Below are 15913 nucleotides of genomic sequence, written 5' to 3'. Positions count from 1 at the left end.
CAAACACTTTGAAGTATAGTAAGAGAAACCTAAAGAACTTTTAAGGGAAAGTTTCACAAAAGGCCTTCTCCTTTTCTTTGTAAAAAAAATTCGTTATAATTAAGGTCAGTATTAGTCAAGGGAGGAACGGAGGATGGCTCAAAAAAACACATCTGATTTGATTGAAGCATATATTAAACAGATTTTAGAGACTAGTGAAATGATTGAAATCAAACGTGCCGAAATGGCAACATTATTCAATTGTGTTCCTTCTCAAATCAACTATGTCATCAACACTCGCTTTACCGTCCATCGAGGCTATATCGTTGAAAGTAAGCGTGGCGGTGGTGGATATATTCGTATTGAGAAAGTACAACTGGCCACTTATCATCAGTTTCTAGAACATGTTGCTAAATTAATCGGAGATGAAGTTTCTGAAAAAGATGCACAAGCAATTTTACAAAAATTATATGAAGAAAAGATCTTAACCAAACGCGAAGGTAATTTGTTATTATCCACATTGTCTAAGCAAGCATTAGGGTCAGTCGAAACAGAAAATCAACTACGCGCCTCCATGCTGATGGCAGTATTGGAGCGTCTAAGTTATGAAGATAGGAAGTGAATGTGATGGATGAATTATTCACACCAAAAGCACGTATCGTGCTAGAAATCGCACAAGAAGAAGCAAAATATTTTAAACATCAATCCGTTGGTTCAGAGCATTTACTTTTAGCACTGATTATTGAACAAGATGGTATTGCGGGAAAAGTTTTACGCGAAATGAATGTGACCGAACAAGATATTCGCGAAGAAATCGAGCATTTGACGGGTTATGGCTTGATGAAAATGTATCCTGAGAATGGATTTTTACCCTATTCTCCACGTGCCAGACAAATTTTTGCCTATGCTGGAGATGAAGCAAAACGCTTAGGTTCCACCCAAATCGGTACCGAACATTTATTATTAGGATTACTGCGTGACGAAGAGATTTTAGCTTCTCGTATTGTCTTAAATTTAGGATTCAGTTTGGCAAAAATGCGCCAATTATTGAAGAAAAAAATGGGTGTTTCTGAAAGTAGCAAAACGAGCAATAATCGTCGTCGTCAACGGAATACACAAGCCACTGAAGGGACACCTACGTTAGATACTTTAGCACGTGACTTAACAAAATTAGCACGTGAGCAAAAATTAGATCCAGTCGTAGGACGTCAAACTGAAGTCAAACGTTTGATCCAGATACTAAGTCGTCGTACGAAAAATAATCCGGTGTTAGTCGGTGAACCTGGTGTAGGGAAAACGGCGATCGCTGAAGGATTAGCTCAAAAAATCATCAACGGAGAAGTGCCGCAAGATATGCAGCATAAACGTTTGATGATGTTAGATATGGGTGCATTAGTCGCTGGCACGAAATATCGTGGTGAATTTGAAGATCGCATGAAAAAAATTATTGATGAGATCTATCAAGATGGTCAAGTGATTTTATTTATCGATGAATTGCACACGTTGATCGGCGCTGGCGGAGCAGAAGGCGCAATCGATGCTTCGAATATTTTAAAACCGGCACTAGCTCGTGGGGAACTACAAACTATCGGTGCCACAACGCTTGATGAATACCAAAAATATATCGAAAAAGATGCTGCCTTAGAACGACGCTTTGCTCGGGTACAAGTTGACGAGCCTAGTGCTAAAGAAGCTGTGGAGATTTTAAAAGGATTGCGTCCACGCTATGAAGATCACCATGGTGTAACAATCACTGATGAGGCGTTACAAGCAGCAGTTGATTTATCTGTTCGCTATTTGAATTCACGTCAATTACCCGATAAAGCAATCGATTTGATGGATGAAAGTGCAGCAAAAGTTCGACTAGATGAAGCTAAAGAGGCTTCTAAAACTGCTGTTTTGCAAGCCAAATTGGTAGAACTGATGGAGCAAAAAGAACAAGCAGTTCGTGATCAAGACTTTGATTTTGCAGCCTCTATTCGTAAAGAAGAAAAACGATTGAGTCAAGAACTAGCAGAATGGACATTGAAAGAAGCACAAGAAGCGACTCAAAAAGCTGAAAAAGTGACGGAAGAAGATGTTGCCGATGTGGTTTCACAATGGACAGGTATTCCGCTAAAACAATTGGAGAAAAAAGAAAGCGAACGCTTGTTGGAATTAGAAAAAGTCTTGCATCAACGAGTAATTGGTCAAGATGAAGCAGTGACAGCTGTTTCACGCTCTATCCGTCGTGCTCGTAGCGGACTGAAAGATCCAAATCGTCCAATCGGTTCGTTCATGTTCTTAGGACCTACTGGTGTTGGGAAGACTGAGTTAGCTAAAGCACTGGCAGCTGCTGTTTTTGGTAGCGAAGAAGCCATGATTCGTGTCGATATGTCAGAATACATGGAAAAATATAGTACCTCTCGTTTGATTGGTTCACCTCCAGGATATGTAGGATATGATGAAGGTGGACAATTGACGGAAAAAGTACGAACAAAACCGTACTCAGTGATTTTATTAGATGAAATCGAAAAAGCCCATCCAGATGTATTCAATATTTTATTGCAAGTGTTGGATGATGGTCATTTAACAGACTCTAAAGGACGTAAAGTCGACTTTAGAAATACGATTTTGATCATGACCTCAAATATCGGCGCAACACAATTACGCGAAGAAAAAAATGTCGGATTTAATGTTGTCGATGCCACTAAAAATCACGAAGCGATGCAAAAACGAATCATGCAAGAACTAAAAATTGCTTACCGACCTGAATTTTTAAATCGTATCGATGAAACGGTAGTCTTCCGTTCATTAACGAAAGATGAAATTCAAGATATCGTGAAAATCATGAGTCAACCAGTAATCGCACGTCTAGCGCAACAAGGTGTACAGCTGAAAATTACGCCGGCTGCTTATGAAGTGATTGGAAAAGCTGGTTTTGACCCAGAATATGGTGCTAGACCAATTCGTCGGGCATTGCAAAAAGAAGTAGAAGATCGTTTGAGTGAAGCGTTGCTCTCTAGTCAAATCAAATTATCTGATCATGTGACGATTGGTGCCAAACAAGGGAAAATCACATTAAGTGTTCGTAATCAAAAAACAAAAGAAAAACAAGCATTACAAGAAGCATAGTAAAAATGGGATGTGGCAGAGAGTTGTCACATCTCATTTTTTTATATAAAAATCACAAATCGATAGCGAAGGCTGTATAGCTGGAAAGTCTTTAAATAAAGCGATATAGAAATTATTTTTTTCTAATCAGCTTTTTTTTTACGATAGTTTGTGATAATATGAATTTGTTGAAAAGGAGGATGCTTCATGATCAAACTTATTGCTACAGTTGAATCGTTGGCACAAGCACACGCTATTTTGCCATACGTCGACTGTATTTATTTTGGGGAAGAAACGTACGGACTACGTTTGCCGAATTCATTTACACGTGATGAACAAAAGCAATTGATTGAGATGGCACATGTACAAGAAAAACAAGTGCTTATTGCTGTAAATGGGATCATGCATCCTGAAAAAATGGCACAAATCCCTGAATACCTAACATTTTTGGTCGAACAAAAGGCCGATCAAATCACATTAGGAGATCCGGGAATCATTTATCTGATGCGAAAACAACCAGCATTGACATTACCATTTGTCTATGATGGTGAAACCATGGTTACAAGCGCACGTCAAATCAATTTTTGGGGTCGTAAAGGTGCAAAAGCAGCTGTTTTAGCACGTGAAGTGCCCTTTAAAGAAATGCAGACGATGGCTACTACCCTTAAGATTCCAGTAGAAGTCTTAGTGTATGGTGCTACTTGTATCCATCAATCAAAACGTCCTTTATTACAAAATTACTATCGCTTTACGAAACAAGATGAAGGAATCGACAGACAGCAGGGCCTTTTTTTATCCGAACCCAAAAAACCAGAAACACATTATTCGATTTTTGAAGATCAACATGGTACACATATTTTTGCCAATCATGATATCGCTCTAACGGGCGAATTACGTGATTTAGCTCAAGCAAGTTATGATACTTGGAAACTAGATGGGATTTATACACCAGGTGAAGCGTTTGTAGAAATCGTGAAAGCATATGATCAGGCACGTAAACAAATCGAACAAGGTGAATTCGCTGAAGAAGAAGCACAGATGTTAGAACAAATCATTCGTGCACACCATCCTAAAGAGCGGACACTAGATCAAGGTTTTTTCCATTTAGAACCAGACGCAATCAAATAAGGAAAGGGGAGTTTGACCATGCAAGTCAACACACCACTTAAACGTCCAGAAATTCTAGCACCTGCTGGAACATTAGAAAAATTAAAAACAGCGATTCACTACGGAGCGGATGCGGTCTACATTGGCGGTAATGCGTATGGCCTTCGTAGTCGCGCAGGGAACTTTACCTATGAACAAATGCAAGAAGGTGTCGCTTTTGCGAAAGCACACAATGCAAAAGTTTATGTCGCAGCCAATATGGTCACACATGAAGGCAATCAAGAAGGCGCGGGCGATTTTTTCCGTCAACTAAGAGATATCGGGATCTCAGCTGTTATCGTTTCCGATCCAGCCTTGATCGAGATTTGCGCAACTGAAGCACCAGGATTACCTATTCATTTATCCACACAGGCTTCAGCCACTAATGCAGAAACCTTAGAATTTTGGAAAGAAGAAGGTTTAGAGCGAATCGTTTTGGCGCGTGAAGTGTCGATGGCTGAAGTTGCTAAGATCCGTAAGCAAACAGATGTCGAGATCGAAGCCTTTATTCATGGCGCGATGTGTATTTCTTATTCTGGACGTTGTACGTTATCTAATCATATGTCGATGCGCGATGCTAATCGTGGGGGGTGTTCGCAATCTTGTCGTTGGAAATACGAATTGTATGATCTACCTTTTGGGACGGAACGTCGAAGTTTTACAAAAAACGGGGCGGTCGCAGAAGAGTTTTCGATGAGTGCAGTTGATATGTCGATGATCGAGCATATTCCAGATTTGATTCAAAATGGGGTCGATAGTTTCAAGATCGAAGGCCGAATGAAATCGATCCATTACGTGTCGACAGTCGCAAACGTGTATAAAGCAGCAGTTGATAGTTATATGGCGGATCCTGAGCATTATGTGTGTAAACAAGAGTGGATCGATGAATTATGGAAAGTGGCCCAACGTGAACTTGCTACAGGTTTTTATTATCAAGTACCGTCTGATGAAGAACAATTATTTGGTGAACGTCGTAAAATTCCACAATATAAATTTATCGGTGAAGTTTTAGCCTATGATGAAGAAACCAAGATTGCAACGATTCGACAACGCAATCTATTTGAGGTCGGCGATGAAATCGAATTTTATGGTCCAAACTTCCACCATTTTGAACAAACAGTGGTCGCTATGAAAAATGAAGAAGGCGAAATGATCGATCGGGCACCTAATCCGATGATGATCTTAACTATGGAAGTAAATGAACCAGTAAATGTCGGCGATATGATCCGCAAAAAAAAATAAGTTGAAAAATCTCCTGATCTAAGGGAGATTTTTTATTTGGAGTAGGCTTGCTTGACGGAAAAAATAGAACATGATAGCGTTAGTCACAAAGAAGATGAAGGAAGTGGCCAAATGAGTCAAGTATATGATTATATTGTTATCGGAGGCGGAAGTGGCGGTATCGCTTCAGCAAATCGTGCTGCGATGCATGGTGCTAAAGTATTATTAGTTGAACCTAATGAATTAGGTGGAACGTGTGTCAATGTTGGTTGTGTACCAAAAAAAGTTATGTGGCAAGCAAGTGATATTTTAGAAACAATCAAACGTGATGCAATCGATTATGGTATCGAAGCAAAAGTAGACTCATTTGATTTTAAAACGTTAGTCAAAAATCGTGAGGCCTATATCGAACGAATCCATGGATCTTATCAACGCGGTTTAGATCAAAATAAAGTGACTTTATTAAAAGGTTATGCACAGTTTGTGGATAACTCACATATTTCTGTGGATAATCAAATCTATGAAGGTAAACATATCCTGATTGCGACAGGTGGACATGCTAGTAAATTAGATATCCCAGGCGGCGAATTTGCGATTGACTCCAATGGTTTTTTTGCTCTAGAAGAATTACCGCAATCTGTTTTAGTGATCGGTGGCGGTTATATTGCGGCAGAACTAGCCGGTGTATTACATGGTCTAGGGAGCCAAGTAACTTGGGCTTATCGTAAAGAACGACCTTTGCGTAGTTTTGATGAAATGTTATCCACACAATTGATCGAGATCTATCAAGGAATGGGGATCGATACCCGTGCGTATCATGTACCTGAAAAAATCGAAAAAGTTAGCGATGGATATATCACGACTTTTGAAAATGGTAAAGAAGTACATGCACAAACAGTACTTTTTGCCGGTGGACGTAATCCGAATACGGCGCACTTAGGTTTGGAACATACAGATGTGACATTAAGTAAAAAAGGACATATCGAAGTTGATAAGTTTCAAGCAACAAAAGCCGAAACGATTTATTCAGTAGGCGATGTAACGGGAGCTGTAGAATTAACACCAGTAGCCATCGCTGCCGGTCGACGTTTATCTGAACGTTTATTCAATGATCAAACTTTGATGCACTTAGAGTATGAATTTATTCCAACTGTCGTCTTTACCCATCCAACAATTGCGACGATCGGTTTTTCAGAAGCCGATGCTATCTCAAGATATGGTCAAGATGCAATCAAAATCTATCATTCTAAATTTACACCGATGTATTTTGCACTAGGTGACTATCGTCAACCTTGTGAGATGAAATTAGTCTGCTTAGGTAAAGAAGAAAAAATTATTGGACTACATGCCATCGGACGCGGAGTAGATGAAATGTTACAAGGGTTTGCAGTAGCGATCAAAATGGGAGCTACAAAAGCTGACTTTGACAACACAGTAGCAATCCATCCAACAGGTGCTGAAGAATTTGTTACTATGCGCTAAGTTTTGTTATATGAAAAAAATAAGGGGATGACAGAAAGCTGTCATCCCCCTTTAAAAATCGTATACACGGCATTCCAGAAGTAGCTCCTTGGAAAAAAATAAGCCGCATCATGACCGAAATAGATAAATTCATTATCGGAATGATGCGGCTTATTTCTTAGAGCCGTTCACTTCTGTCGCAGTCTCAGTTTTAATTATGACGATTCAAAATGGTTTTCGTTAACGTGGTGAGCTGTGTTTTAGCAGGTGTTTCAGGCAAACTAGCAATTAATTTCAATGCCTTTTTAGTGTATTGTTCGGCATAGCTATAGGCTTGTTTTACACCATTTTGTTCTTGGACGATCTCCCAAATTTGTTGTTGATCTTCTATGGTCATCGCATTTTGTTTCATTAAAAGCGGCAAGAGGCGTTCGGGTGCTTGATTCAAACTAATAATCAACGGTAAAGAATATACACCTTGTTTCACATCATTTAAAACGGGTTTTCCAAGAACTTGTTCTTTTTGGGAATAATCTAAGCTGTCATCGATAATTTGAAATGCCATTCCAATGGCCATTCCGATATCACTAGCTTTTTTGGCAAAGCGTTCACTCGTACCACTTTCGATTGCGCCAATACCACAACTGAGGGCGAATAATTCTGCTGTTTTTCCTGAGATAGTCTCTAAATATTCTTCCACCGTAATGGTGTAATGGTAACGATGATCCATTTGACCAAGTTCACCATTTAAAATTTTTTCCATACTATTTGAATGTAGTTGAAGACTTTTTAAAGAAGAAGCGTAAGCGGACATTAGCTTAAAACAGGAAACAAATAAGTAATCACCGGCATAGACAGCTGTCGCATTTCCAAAATGAGCTCGGATACTTGAAGTTCCCCGTCTTACTTCCGCTTCATCGACAATATCATCATGAATCAAAGTTGCAGTATGAAGGAGTTCGATCGAAGCTGCGATCGCAATCGCTTTATCACGATTTTGGTCGGGACCAAATGTTGCAAAAAGCAATTGATAGGCAGGACGGAGTAATTTACCACCTGATTCGATCATTGTTAAAATTGCTTGTTCGACCTCTTTATTTGTTAACTTAATAGAAGATTCCATTAAGGTACGTGTAGCTTTTAGTTCTGTTTGAAGTGTGGGATACTCTGCCCACAAAGGATGAAGTTTCATCGGCTTGCTCCTTTGTTACGTTTGATCCGTAAACCAATGAGTATTGGTTTGCCGTTCGTAATCTTGTCGGAATTTTTTTAATGTTTCAACACGTTGTAATAAGAAATTTGCTGCGATCCCAATCGCGATCCCAGATAAGATACCAAGAAAAGATAAAACGGGTAGATAAAGCATTACAGTCCAAGATTTAGCGATCAAAGAGGCCATGACTAGCTGGCCGACGTTATGCATAAAGCCACCAGTGGCACTAATACCAACGATACTGACTCGTTTTGGACCTAGTTGTTTGACTAAAAGCATGCCAAAATAACTTAATAAGGCACCACTCATACTATATAAAAAGGTAGAAAGTGTCCCTCCCAGTAATGTAGTCAAAAATAATCTCAACCACAAGAGTAAAAAACTATCTCGTTTTGGCATAGTAAAAATAGCGATAATCGTAATTAAATTAGCAAGACCAAGTTTTGCTCCTGGAGCAAAACCAAAAGGGTAAGGGATCATATTTTCAAGAATCCCCAGGACTACACCTTGAGCTACAAGAAGCGAGATAAACATCAATTTGCGTAAACGAGAAGGGAACATAGGCAAGGCGATCAATAAATTAATTCGCCGTCGTCACCTCCTGTAGAAGATTGGATGTCGATCACTAATTTGTGCGGTAAACAGACGATCGATTCACCTTTTTTAGAGATCCAACCACGACGAACACAAATCAAGTCTCCACAATTCGTATCTTTAACGCGAATTTTACCATCGGCGACTTCGATCAAGTTATAATCTCCATCTTTATCTTTATACATATAGGTATAGCTTTTTTTATCATCCGATAGATCAAAGGTTTTGATTTCTTTACCATCTACTCGTAAAACGGCAATCGTTTGATTGGTGGCACTATCTGCATGACCTTGTTGGTAACCAAAAATGGCTAAAGGCAAAAAGGAGCACAGGATCAAAAAGAAAATAATGACAACGTCTAGTGGTTTCATTCGACTTTGTTTGATCAAGGTTTTTAGTTTCATGTTGGACTCCTTTCTTCATCTTTGTGTTTATCATATCATATCTTTAGAAAAAGGCTGGAGAAGTTTTTCCTCCCCAGCCTTTACGTTTATTTTTGTCCGTACATGGATCTTGGTGTTCCATACCACCATTTACCTAATGTTTTTTGTAACCATGGAATTACCCAACGATCTAATCCGACAGCACGACCAGAACCGTTCATTAAAGCAAATGCTACTGGTAAGAACCAGATATTTGTCCAATAGAACATTCCTGACATACAGAATGTTAAAACGAGTACAATCGTAGTTGCACTGAACAACCAAGTGAATAGACCTGCCATTAGAGCTAGTGCAATTCCGATTTCAACGAATACCATCATTTTTTGGAAGAACATCGCTACTTCCATATTTGGCATAATGAATTTCATGATACTCATAAACCAATCTGGTGATTTTTCAATGACAGCCATTGGTTGCTCGCCATAAGCATAGCTCAAACCAAAATGAGCCACTTGAGTTGCCGTTTCGGCCGTTGCTGTCGCACCGGCACCACTAGCCCCGCTTGTTGCTTCAGCTGCTTGAGAAGCTCCACTTGCGACATCAGCGACTGATTGATAATCCCAAGTCCAAGGGAACACGCTGTTTCCAGTAAACCAAGAACCTTCACCAAACCACGTGCCAGGTTTTAGCCATTGACCATCACCAACAATTTTTTTGAAAGCTTCAATGAACCAAACCAATCCATAAAATACACGAAGAGGAACAGACCATAATACATTCCCATAGCGTGAAGAGTGTCCGCGTGTGACATTGCGGTCATCTTTAATATGGAAGAATTCATGCATTAGATATTGGAACATATAATAACCAGAGCGGATATCAAAGAAATATTTCAAGTTCACAACATGCTTCATTACGATTGCTAAGAAACCACTTAAATGGATTTTATCAAATAAGTTCGCAACACCCCATTTAGAACCAATCGAAACCATAAATCCTTGATAATTCCCTTTGAATTTATGTTTTTCACTTCCTTTAACGGAAGCAACGATATTCGCTGCAGCAGTATGTCCCGTTTGTTCAGCTGCTTGCACGATTTGCGGTGTTGGTGTATTTGGAAACTCTTCATAATAGACTAAGTCACCAATGACATAGATATTTTTATCTTCGTAACCTTTTGCTTCCATATATTCATTTGCAATCAAGCGATTGCCTCGAGCAGCTTCTAGCCCAAAGTCAGCAGCATCTGAAGTTGCTTTGACACCAGCAGTCCAAATCAAAGTATGCGTTGGAATCACTGAACCATCTTTTAGTTTGATATGATCTTTTGCCACTTCAACGATTGGTGCATTTAATACAAGATCAACGTTTTTCTTTTTCAAGTAACGTTCAGCTTTGGCTGCATCGTTACGATCTAACATATTTAAAATCGTTGGCATTGCTTCGACCACTTTTAGATTGAATTCACTTGGATCTAATTTGTATTCTTTAGCTAAGCGATCTTTCCAATCGATTAATTCTCCGATCATTTCGATACCCGTAAATCCAGAACCACAAACAACGAACGTTAACATTGCTTTACGAACTGTTGCATCAGGCTCGATAGCCGCTTTCGCTACCGTTTTTTCGATATGTTCACGAATTTTGACGGCATTTTCAAATGACCATAACGTAAAGCCGTTTTCTTTCACACCCGGTGTGCCAAAATCATTTGGTTCGCCACCCATACCTAAAACTACATAATCAAAAGGATAATTGCCTAACTTGGTTTTCACGACTTTTTTTTCTTTGTCAATTGCGGTCACCGTATCAGTAACTAATTGTACATTTTTCTTACGTGCAAATAAACGCTGTAAATCATATTGGATTGCATCGGGCTCGACACGTCCACCGGCAACTTCATGAAGTTCAGTCATCATTGTATGATAAGAATGACGATCAATTAATGTAATGGCTACGTCTGGGTCTTTTTTGAATTTTTTAGCCATGAATTTAGTAGCAGCTACTCCGGCGTATCCGGCACCGACGACAACGATGTTCGTCTTAGTCATAATTTTTCTCTCTCCTTAAGTATTCAATTAGTAAAATATGCAGTATAATTGCTATTTTTCTATAGTATAAATTGTTTTTTTGTATTTGTCTAACAACTTTTATAATTTTTTCACAAATATGAGAAAAAGCTTATTTGTGAATATTGATTTTTGGAAACGATTGACAGGACAATGTAACCGTATTATAATGTTAAAGTAATCACAAACTATAAAAAATAACCAATTAAAGGGTGGGGAAAGAATGAAAACAAAAAAAATTGTTACAGGTCTCACGATGTTAGCACTATCTACCATCGCATTAGGTGCTTGTACCGCAGACAAAACAGATGATGCAAAAACAAGCAGCACAGCTAGCTCTTCTATGACGTCATCATCAACTACAAGTTCTTCAACAGCATCTTCTACTACTGAAGAAGCAAAAGGAATGGATTTAAAAGATGGTACGTATACATTGAAAGAAAAAAATGATAGCAATGGCTACCATGCGGAATTTAAAATCGTCGTTAAAGATGGAAAAATTACAGAATCTGATATGGACTACCTAGATAAAGATGGTAAGTCTAAAAAAGATGACACAGAATACAATGAAAAAATGACAGCTAAATCAGGAATTGGACCAAAAGAATATTTAGAACAATTCAATTCAGCATTAGTTTCTAAACAAGATCCAAGTTCAATCGATGTGGTTACTGGTGCAACACATAGCTTCCATGACTTCCAAAACTATGCACAACAATTGATCCAAGCTGCACGTATCGGGGATACAGATACAATCGAAATCGACAATGGTGCACCACTTAAAGATGGTACGTACACATTGAAAGAAAAAAATGACAGCAATGGCTATCATGCAGACTTCTCGATCGTTGTCAAAGATGGTAAGATCACAGAATCAAACTTTGACTATTTGGATAAAGACGGCAAGTCTAAGAAAGATGACACAGAATACAATGAAAAAATGGAAGCTAAATCAGGAATTGGACCAAAAGAATATATTGCAAAATTCAATGAAGAGTTAGTTTCTGAAATGAGTAAAGAAGATGGAAATCCAGGAAACATTGATGTCGTGACTGGTGCAACACATAGTTTCCATTCATTCGTATTGTATGCTGAACAATTGATCAATGCCGCTCAAAAAGGTGATACAAAAACAATTGAAGTCGACAACTACGTAGAAAGCAAATAGACCTTCTTTTAAAATAGTAAGATGAAAAAAACTTGATGTGGGCAACTGCGTCAAGTTTTTCTTCTGTTTTTAAGTAGCTTTAGTATAATAGAACACAAGACAATAGAAAGGAACGAAAAGCGATGAGAAAATCTTGGCTTATTTTAGGGTTAGCACTAATGACAGTCGGATTAAGTGCTTGTCAGACAAACGATCAAACAACAAGTAGCACCCAGACAAGCACAACGAGCCGAAAGTTACGATCAGAACCATATATGCAAGAAAAATTTCTTTTAGGTACATATGTAAAGATTCGCATCTATGATGAAGGAAAAGAAGACGTGCTTAAACCTGCTTTTGCACGTGTAGAAAAACTGGGAGATCAGATCACAATCAATCAAAGTGGTTCTGAGATCGATGCAATTAATGAAAAAGCGGGGATCGAACCAGTAAAAGTATCTGATGATATTTATGATCTTGTCAAACAAGCATACGATTATAGCGTGAAATCTGATGGTGGATTCAATCTCGTAATTGGAGCAATCACGCAATTATGGCGTATTGGTTTTGATGATGCACGCAAACCTGCGCAATCTGAGATCGATCAAGCACTAAAATTAGTTGATTATCACAAAGTAAAATTAAATGATCAAGATAAGACGGTCTATCTAGAAGAAAAAGGAATGATCATGGATCTTGGTGCGATCGCTAAAGGGTATATTACAGATGAAGTCGTAAAAGTATTGAAAGATAATGGTGTTACGACCGCAATCGTTGATTTAGGTGGAAATGTTTTTGTGCTAGGTAATAGCCCTAGAGGAGAAGACGAGCCTTGGACGATCGGTATCCAAGATCCTAATACGGCACGTGGTAATGTCTTAGGAACAGTAAAAGAATCAAACAAGACGGTAGTCACTTCAGGAATTTATGAACGCTACTTGGATGTAGATGGTCAACGTTACCACCATATTTTTGATACTAAAACGGGTTATCCTTATGATAATGACGTAGCTAGTGTGTCGGTAATCACGGATAAATCGATCGACGGCGATGGATTAACGACTGTAGCTTTTGATAAAGGTGTCAAAGAAGGATTGAAGTATATCGAAGAACAGACCCCAAAAGGTACTGACGCGATCTTCGTCACTAAAGAAGGTGTCGTCTATATTACAGATGGGATCAAAGATAATTTTGAATTAGGCGGCGATTCTGGTTTTAAGATGGGGAATCGAGCAGATCTAAAATAGGAGGAGAGAGATGCGACCGTTAACGTTACGCACCTTTTTAGAAGTCGTGGAAATCCAAACAAAAATCGCAAGTTTTTTCCCATTTATTATTGGTGTATTATTCGCTAGTACGTATTTCAAACAGTTCCATTTTGGATACACGTTATTCTTTTTTATTGGGATGTTGCTATTTGATATGACTACGACCGCAATCAACAATTACATGGATTATACGAAAGCGAAGTCTACTAGTTATAAATACGAACAAAATGTCATCGGCAGAGAGCAACTCGATCCTGTTACGATTCGCCATTTGATTTTTTTTATGATGGGATTATCAGCGATCGTTGGGTTTAGTTTGAGTATTTTGACAGGATGGTTTGTGTTTGTTTTTGGTGGATTGATGTGCTTGGTAGGTATTTTTTATACATTCGGACCACTTCCCTTATCGCGAATGCCTTTAGGAGAACTATTCAGTGGAGTGACGATGGGGCTAGGGATTTTTGCCATCGTTGTGTATTTAAATACGTTTACAGACCCGGTCTTTTTCTTATCTTTTCAATTTTCAACAGGAATATTCTCATTGAATGGAAATGTCTGGCAAATTTTAGCGATGATTTGGGCAGCCTTACAGTTGATGTTTACGATTGCCGATATCATGTTAGCTAATAACTTACGCGATTTTGAAACGGATATCGAAAACCAACGTTACACATTGGTCTATCATATCCAAAAAAAACCAGCGTTGCGCTTGTTTCAGCTTTTGATGTATAGCTGTTATCTAGTTATTTTGATTGGTTGGCCATTTGGCGTTTTTTCATGGGAACAACTTTTGGTCTTTTTGACCTTGCCGATTGTACACAAGCATTTGATGAACCACAAAAAACAAGTTGATCAACCACAAAGCTTTGGCTATGCTATCAAAAATATGATTTTATTCAATAGCGCATATGCCTTAACGTTTGTACTAACATTGATCTTACGTTAAAAAAAGGCTGTGACAGAAGTGGGCAGCTCTAAGAAATAAGCCGTATCATTCCGATAATAGATTCATCTATTTCGGTCATGATGCGGCTTATTTTCAAAGGAGCTACTTCTGGAACACCGTTTATTCTGATCTTTAGAGGCTGTGGCAGCATTTTGTCACAGCTTCTTTTTTCTTTAAAAATATTTTTCAATATGGGTCAGACTGATCTCACCTGAAGACAACTTGAATTGTTTAGTCGGTGTATCGACTACTAATTCTCCCGTTTCAGTGATTTCTCTTGCAATACCTGTATATTGAGTTTGTTGTTTAGTAAATGAAACTTCGCGATTTAAAACTAGCGATTTTTGACGATAGATTTTCATGTAGCTTTGATCTGGAAGACTATCAAGTAACTCGAAAAAGTTTTTCCAAACCAGTTGGATCAACTGATTACGAGTAGTTGTCGCTGTTTGATTGTTAAAGATTGAACGCGCTTTTTGCGCGATTTCTTTGGGAAAATCAGCTGGATCAATCGAAAAATTGATGCCGATCCCAATTGTGACACTGCTGATTTGTCCAGTTTCAATGTCGCTAGTAGCTTCGGATAAAATCCCACAAATTTTTTTGCCATCTAGATAAATATCGTTGACCCACTTGATTTCACAAGACACTCCAGCCAATTCATCGATGGCCAGTGCTAAAGCTACAGCCGCAAGTAACGTATACTGAGGCAATTCTTCAAATGTTTGATGCGGCTCGATCAATAGGCTCATATAAATTTGGCCTTCAGGAGAAAAGAAGGGACGATTAAAGCGTCCGTGACCACCATCTTGAGCTTCTGAAACAAATAGCGCTGGTGTTTGAACATGTGAAAGTAAGCCGTTTTTGGCATCGTTCATCGTGGAATCAGTCGATTTTTTCAAGTAGATTTGTGTACTAGGCAATGCCTCACAGCTCATTTCATTTGGCTCTAAAACATCCGACTGTCTATAAAGATAGCCGGTTTTTAAATGTTCGAAGCGATAGCCTTCTTTTTCTAGCTCACGAATCGCTTTCCAAATCGAAGTGCGTGATAGATCAAGTAACTGGGCAAGCTTTTCTCCCGAAAAGACAGTATCGGGTGCTTGTTTCATCACTTCTAAGATTTTGGTTTTTGTACTCACATGACTCATCCTTTTTTGTATAGTTGTTTCATAGTATAAAGAAGTCTGGAGTGGCTGTCTATTGTAGGAAATAATCAAGATGAAAAGACAATAGTTTTTCCTTGACTTTTTCTGAAAATATCTGTATAGTTAATAGAGCAAAAACTATCGCAAGTGCAGGGAGCAGAAACGATCTATTGTCCGTTTCGGCCGTAGGATAAGGAGCAAAAGTAGAAAACTTCATTTAACGAAGGGAATCTATTTTTGGTTTT

Annotated in this window: 13 protein-coding genes; 8 read left to right on the top strand and 5 right to left on the bottom strand. The window is 38.6% G+C overall.

Features of this window, described 5'->3' with window-relative positions:
* The first annotated feature begins 133 nt into the window (after positions 1 to 133).
* The 5 genes from QZ413_RS07705 (at position 134) to gor (ending at position 6921) form a co-directional block, all read left to right on the top strand.
* Positions 134 to 601, top strand: a complete 468-nt coding sequence (locus QZ413_RS07705) for a CtsR family transcriptional regulator (RefSeq protein ID WP_297078933.1) — start codon at positions 134 to 136, stop codon at positions 599 to 601.
* 5 nt (positions 602 to 606) lie between these two features.
* A complete protein-coding gene (locus tag QZ413_RS07700; RefSeq protein ID WP_297078931.1) occupies positions 607 to 3093 on the top strand; it encodes an ATP-dependent Clp protease ATP-binding subunit in 2487 nt (828 codons plus the stop codon).
* A gap of 186 nt (positions 3094 to 3279) precedes the next feature.
* Entirely contained in the window at positions 3280 to 4200 is a 921-nt protein-coding gene (locus tag QZ413_RS07695) for a peptidase U32 family protein (RefSeq protein ID WP_297078929.1), read from the top strand.
* A gap of 18 nt (positions 4201 to 4218) precedes the next feature.
* Positions 4219 to 5460, top strand: a complete 1242-nt coding sequence (locus QZ413_RS07690) for a U32 family peptidase (protein ID WP_297078928.1) — start codon at positions 4219 to 4221, stop codon at positions 5458 to 5460.
* A gap of 111 nt (positions 5461 to 5571) precedes the next feature.
* On the top strand, positions 5572 to 6921 hold the full coding sequence (gene gor, locus QZ413_RS07685) for a glutathione-disulfide reductase (RefSeq protein WP_297078961.1): 1350 nt from the start codon (positions 5572 to 5574) through the stop codon (positions 6919 to 6921).
* Between the two features lie 190 nt (positions 6922 to 7111).
* Here gor and QZ413_RS07680 read toward each other — a convergent pair whose 3' ends face one another.
* The 4 genes from QZ413_RS07680 to QZ413_RS07665 all read right to left on the bottom strand — a co-directional run bounded on the left by QZ413_RS07680 (position 7112) and on the right by QZ413_RS07665 (position 11141).
* Positions 7112 to 8092 (bottom strand): polyprenyl synthetase family protein, encoded by a 981-nt coding sequence (locus QZ413_RS07680; protein ID WP_297078926.1) that lies wholly within the window; start codon positions 8090 to 8092, stop codon positions 7112 to 7114.
* Between the two features lie 15 nt (positions 8093 to 8107).
* Positions 8108 to 8674, bottom strand: coding sequence for a Gx transporter family protein (locus tag QZ413_RS07675; RefSeq protein WP_297078924.1), 567 nt, complete (start codon positions 8672 to 8674; stop codon positions 8108 to 8110).
* Positions 8675 to 8685: 11 nt separating this feature from the next.
* The gene (locus tag QZ413_RS07670; RefSeq protein WP_297078922.1) at positions 8686 to 9111 is read right to left on the bottom strand and encodes a NusG domain II-containing protein; all 426 of its coding nucleotides are present in this window, start codon (positions 9109 to 9111) and stop codon (positions 8686 to 8688) included.
* Positions 9112 to 9197: 86 nt separating this feature from the next.
* Positions 9198 to 11141, bottom strand: a complete 1944-nt coding sequence (locus QZ413_RS07665; protein WP_297078921.1) for an NAD(P)/FAD-dependent oxidoreductase — start codon at positions 11139 to 11141, stop codon at positions 9198 to 9200.
* Positions 11142 to 11382: 241 nt separating this feature from the next.
* Here QZ413_RS07665 and pplA point away from each other — a divergent pair, with 241 nt between their 5' ends.
* The 3 genes from pplA (at position 11383) to menA (ending at position 14520) form a co-directional block, all read left to right on the top strand.
* Positions 11383 to 12327, top strand: coding sequence for an extracellular electron transfer flavoprotein PplA (gene pplA, locus QZ413_RS07660; protein ID WP_297078919.1), 945 nt, complete (start codon positions 11383 to 11385; stop codon positions 12325 to 12327).
* A gap of 122 nt (positions 12328 to 12449) precedes the next feature.
* The gene (locus QZ413_RS07655) at positions 12450 to 13553 is read left to right on the top strand and encodes an FAD:protein FMN transferase (RefSeq protein WP_297078917.1); all 1104 of its coding nucleotides are present in this window, start codon (positions 12450 to 12452) and stop codon (positions 13551 to 13553) included.
* 10 nt (positions 13554 to 13563) lie between these two features.
* Positions 13564 to 14520: a 1,4-dihydroxy-2-naphthoate polyprenyltransferase gene (menA, locus tag QZ413_RS07650; protein ID WP_297078915.1), complete on the top strand. Its 957-nt coding sequence runs from the start codon at positions 13564 to 13566 to the stop codon at positions 14518 to 14520.
* A gap of 173 nt (positions 14521 to 14693) precedes the next feature.
* On the opposite strand, the gene QZ413_RS07645 is transcribed toward menA, so the two are convergent.
* On the bottom strand, positions 14694 to 15662 hold the full coding sequence (locus tag QZ413_RS07645) for a biotin--[acetyl-CoA-carboxylase] ligase (protein WP_297078913.1): 969 nt from the start codon (positions 15660 to 15662) through the stop codon (positions 14694 to 14696).
* Positions 15663 to 15913 lie beyond the last annotated feature (251 nt).

The organism is uncultured Enterococcus sp., from assembly GCF_913775425.1.
Taxonomy (GTDB): Bacteria; Bacillota; Bacilli; order Lactobacillales; family Enterococcaceae; genus Enterococcus_G.
Note: the sequence above shows the minus strand (reverse complement) of the source record. Positions and strands in the feature narration are given on the sequence as shown.

What these genes read in the sequence shown, in the direction of transcription:
- QZ413_RS07705 (WP_297078933.1), top strand. Translation starts at nt 134, where the DNA reads ATGGCTCAAAAAAACACATCTGATTTGATTGAAGCATATATTAAACAG.
- QZ413_RS07700 (WP_297078931.1), top strand. Translation starts at nt 607, where the DNA reads ATGGATGAATTATTCACACCAAAAGCACGTATCGTGCTAGAAATCGCA.
- QZ413_RS07695 (WP_297078929.1), top strand. Translation starts at nt 3,280, where the DNA reads ATGATCAAACTTATTGCTACAGTTGAATCGTTGGCACAAGCACACGCT.
- QZ413_RS07690 (WP_297078928.1), top strand. Translation starts at nt 4,219, where the DNA reads ATGCAAGTCAACACACCACTTAAACGTCCAGAAATTCTAGCACCTGCT.
- gor (WP_297078961.1), top strand. Translation starts at nt 5,572, where the DNA reads ATGAGTCAAGTATATGATTATATTGTTATCGGAGGCGGAAGTGGCGGT.
- QZ413_RS07680 (WP_297078926.1), bottom strand. Translation starts at nt 8,092, where the DNA reads ATGAAACTTCATCCTTTGTGGGCAGAGTATCCCACACTTCAAACAGAA.
- QZ413_RS07675 (WP_297078924.1), bottom strand. Translation starts at nt 8,674, where the DNA reads ATGTTCCCTTCTCGTTTACGCAAATTGATGTTTATCTCGCTTCTTGTA.
- QZ413_RS07670 (WP_297078922.1), bottom strand. Translation starts at nt 9,111, where the DNA reads ATGAAACTAAAAACCTTGATCAAACAAAGTCGAATGAAACCACTAGAC.
- QZ413_RS07665 (WP_297078921.1), bottom strand. Translation starts at nt 11,141, where the DNA reads ATGACTAAGACGAACATCGTTGTCGTCGGTGCCGGATACGCCGGAGTA.
- pplA (WP_297078919.1), top strand. Translation starts at nt 11,383, where the DNA reads ATGAAAACAAAAAAAATTGTTACAGGTCTCACGATGTTAGCACTATCT.
- QZ413_RS07655 (WP_297078917.1), top strand. Translation starts at nt 12,450, where the DNA reads ATGAGAAAATCTTGGCTTATTTTAGGGTTAGCACTAATGACAGTCGGA.
- menA (WP_297078915.1), top strand. Translation starts at nt 13,564, where the DNA reads ATGCGACCGTTAACGTTACGCACCTTTTTAGAAGTCGTGGAAATCCAA.